Origin of the sequence: Streptomyces hainanensis, assembly GCF_004348415.1 — a bacterium.
Lineage (GTDB): Bacteria > Actinomycetota > Actinomycetes > Streptomycetales > Streptomycetaceae > Streptomyces > Streptomyces hainanensis.
Map to the genome: position 1 here is coordinate 1 of NZ_SMKI01000607.1, position 3,853 is coordinate 3,853.

Annotated in this window: 2 protein-coding genes; both read right to left on the minus strand. The window is 72.9% G+C overall.

Annotated elements, in window-relative coordinates; genetic code table 11:
• Positions 1–153: 153 nt before the first annotated feature.
• A complete protein-coding gene (locus tag E1283_RS33380; RefSeq protein WP_132821915.1) occupies positions 154–2,670 on the minus strand; it encodes an ATP-dependent Clp protease ATP-binding subunit in 2,517 nt (838 codons plus the stop codon).
• Positions 2,671–2,706: 36 nt separating this feature from the next.
• Positions 2,707–3,768 (minus strand): aldose epimerase family protein, encoded by a 1,062-nt coding sequence (locus E1283_RS33385; RefSeq protein ID WP_132821916.1) that lies wholly within the window; start codon positions 3,766–3,768, stop codon positions 2,707–2,709.
• Positions 3,769–3,853: the final 85 nt, after the last annotated feature.

Below are 3,853 nucleotides of genomic sequence, written 5' to 3' on the forward strand. Positions count from 1 at the left end.
CTACCAGATGGACCGCCGGATCGAGAAGCTCCAGGGCTTCGAGCGCTCCAACGGCTGCGCGTTCGCCGACTCGCCGTCCCACGTGCCGTTGCAGCGGATGGCCAACGTCTCGCTCCAGCCGGCGCCGACGGTGTCGTCGGGAAGCCCGGCCGGCTAGGCCGGCGGCATGCCTTCGGATTCGGCGGCCGCTTCGGCCGCCTCGTCCTGGGCGCGGGCGATGTCGCAGACGACGTGGCCGTCGCGGGTGTCCGCGATGATCGTGTCGCCGGTGCGGGCCTTGTCGCTCAGCAGCAGGGACGCCAGTTGGTTGTCCAGCTCGCTCTGGATGGTGCGGCGCAGCGGGCGGGCGCCGAACTCGGGGCGGTGGCCGTGTTCGGCGAGCAGGTGGCGGGCGTCGTCCGTGACGTCGAGTCGCATGCCCTGGGACCGGACCCGGCGGCGGCTGCGTTCCAGGAGCAGGTCGACGACCTCGTTCAACTCGCCCGGCGAGAGCCGGTGGAAGATGATCGTCTCGTCGATCCGGTTCAGGAACTCCGGGGGGAAGTGCCGGCTCAGGTCGGCGAGGAGTTCGTCCCGCACCTCGTCGGCACGGCCGTGGTGGGCCAGGATTCGTTGCGCGCCCAGGTTGCTGGTCATGATGACGACGGTGTTGCGGAAGTTGACGGTGCGCCCCTGGCCGTCCGTCAGGCGGCCGTCGTCCAACACCTGGAGCAGCGCGTGGAAGACGTCCGCGTTCGCCTTCTCCACCTCGTCGAAGAGCAGCACGCTGTACGGCTGCCGGCGTACCCGCTCGGTGAGTTGGCCGGCCTCCTCGTGTCCGACGTAGCCGGGCGGGGCGCCGATCAGCCGGGAGACCGTGTGTCGTTCCTGGAACTCGCTCATGTCGAATCTGACGAGCCGGCGCTCGTCGCCGAACAGCAGCGCCGCCAGGGCCTTGGCCAGCTCGGTCTTGCCGACGCCGGTGGGGCCGAGGAAGAGGAAGGAGCCGACCGGCCGGTCCGGGTCGCTCATCCCGGTGCGGTTGCGCCGGACCGCCTCGGCGACCGCCGTGACGGCCTCGTCCTGCCCCACCACCCGGTCGTGCAGGGCGTGTTCGAGCTTCAGCAGCCGGTCGCGTTCGCTCTCCGTCAGCCGGCTGACGGGGATGCCGGTGCGTCGGGACAGGACCTCGGCGATGTCGTCCCCGGTGACCTCGCGCACGCCCTCCCGGCGTTCCCTGATCCCGGCCAACTCGCCCTCGACGCGCGAGATCTCGTGCTTCAGCTCGGCGGCGTGCTCGTACTCCTCGGCCGTGATCGCCTGGTCCTTCTCGCGGCCGAGCCTGGCCAGCCGGTCCTCGCGCCCGGTGACCTCCGTGGAGCGGCCGAGCGAGCTGAGTCTGACCCGGGCGCCGGCCTGGTCGAGCAGGTCGATGGCCTTGTCGGGCAGGAAGCGGTCGGAGACGTAGCGGTCGGACAGCTCGGCGGCGGCCGAGAGGGCCGCGTCGGTGAACCTGACCTGGTGGTGGGCCTCGTAGGAGTCCCGGAGTCCCTCCAGGATCTGGATGGTCTCCTCGACGCCCGGCTCGGGGATCGTCACCGGCTGGAAGCGGCGCTCCAGGGCCGCGTCCTTCTCCACGAACCGCCGGTACTCGTCCAGCGTGGTGGCGCCCACCACGTGCAACTCGCCCCGCGCGAGCGCCGGTTTGAGGATGTCGGCCGCGTCCAGGGCGCCGCCCTCGCCGCCGGCGCCCGCGCCGACCACGGCGTGCAGCTCGTCCACGAACAGGACGGTGGAGTGCTCGGCGGCCCTGACCTCGTCGATGACGTTCTTCAGCCGCTCCTCGAACTCGCCGCGGTACTTGGAGCCGGCGACCAGGCCCGTCAGGTCGAGCGCCACCACCCGCTTGTCCCGCAGGGTCTCCGGCACGTCCCCCGAGCCGATCCGCTGGGCCAGGCCCTCGACGATCGCGGTCTTGCCGACGCCGGGGTCGCCGATCAGCACCGGGTTGTTCTTCGTCCTGCGGGAGAGGATCTCCACGGTCTGCTCGATCTCCTCGGCCCGGCCCACCACCGGGTCGAGCCGCCCCGCCCTGGCCTCCTCGGTCAGGTCGCGGCCGTAGGCGTCGAGCGTCGGCGTGGCACTCGACGACGTGCCGGCGGCCGGGGGCCGCTCGGGAGCGGCACGCAGCCGGCCGGTGTCCATCCCCACGCCGGAGAGCAGCCCGGCGGCGCCGGAGCCGGGGTCGTCGAGGAGCGCCGCCAGGATGTGCTCGGGCCCGATGTAGGAGACCCCCGACGCCTGCGAGCGGGCGTGCGCGTCGATCAGGGTCCGCTTGGCGGCCGGGGTGAGGCCCGGCTCGGCGGAGGGTGCGGCGCCCGCGCCGGGCAGCGCCTCGGCGACCGACGCGGCCAGCCGGTCCGGGTCGGCGCCGGCCTCGGCGAGCAGCCCGCGGGCCGGCTCCACCTGGGTGCAGGCCCACAGCAGGTGCCCGGTGTCCAGGTCGACGACGCCGTCCTCGGCGGCCCGCTCCGAGGCCCGGGATATCAGGTCGCGCGCCGCCTCGCTCAGCAGCCGGCCGATCGGCACCCGCTGCACCTGGGGCGGCGCCGCGCCGGGCGACATCCCGAAGAACCGGTTGAGCAGGTCGGCGAACGGGTCCCGGGACGGGCCGAAGGACGATGACGTCATGCGTCCACTAGAACAAACGGCCGGACGCCGCGCCGGTTACCGTACGGCGAACGAGTGAACGGTGCTGGAGCGGTAGGTCTCGTCGGGGCGCAGCACGGTGCCGGGGAAGTCGGGCCGGTTGGGGGAGTCGGGGAAGTGCTGGGTCTCCAGGCACAGGCCGTCGCCCTGCCGGTAGACGCGGCCCGAGGGCCCGGCGAGGGAGCCGTCCAGGAAGTTGCCGCTGTAGAACTGGAGCCCCGGCTCCCTGGTGGCCACGGTCATCAGCCGCCCCGAGCCCGGCTCGTACACCGTGGCCACCCGTTCGGGTTCGGCCGTCACGCCCTTGTCGAGCACGAAGTTGTGGTCGAAGCCCTGGGCGCGCAGTAGCTGCGGGTGCGCCTGCCGCAGGTCACGGCCGATCGGCTTGGCGCGGCGGAAGTCGAACGGGGTGCCCTCCACGGGGGCCGGCGGCCCCTCCGGGATGAGGGTGGCGCCCACCGGCGTGTAGTGGCCGGCCTCCAGGCCGAGGCGGTGGTCGAGGATGGTGCCCGCGCCCTCGCCCGCCAGGTTGAAGTAGGTGTGCGAGGTCAGGTTGACGACGGTCGGCGCGTCGGTCTCGGCCGCGTAGTCGATCCGGAAGGCGCCGTCCTCGGTGAGCGTGTAGTCGACCCGGACCCGCAGCGTGCCGGGATAGCCCTGGTCGCCGTCCTCGCTGGTCAGCCGGAGCGTGAGCCCGGCCGCGCCGGACGGCGTGACCTCCCAGAGCCGCCGGTCGAAGCCGACGTCGCCACCGTGCAGGCTGTTGGGGCCGTCGTTGCACGGCAGACGGTGGGTCCGCCCGTCCAGCGTGAAGCGGCCCTCGGCGACGCGGTTGCCGTACCGGCCGATCAGCGCGCCGAAGTACGGCGAGCGGCCGTCGGCGTACGGCTCCAGCGTGTCGAAGCCCAGTGAGACGTTGGCCGACTCGCCGTGCCGGTCCGGGAGTTCGAGAGACTGCACGACGCCGCCGTAGCTGAGCACCCGCAGTCGGGTGCCGCCCCTGGCCATCGTCCAACGCTGCACCTCGGTTCCGTCGTCCAGCCGACCGAACACCTCTGACCGCGGCGCTTCTTCTCTCACGGAATGTGCTCCTAGCCGAAGGGGACGACGAGATCACACGACGGTACCCCCCGCCCCGGCAGGGGCCGGGGCGGGGGGCACGAGC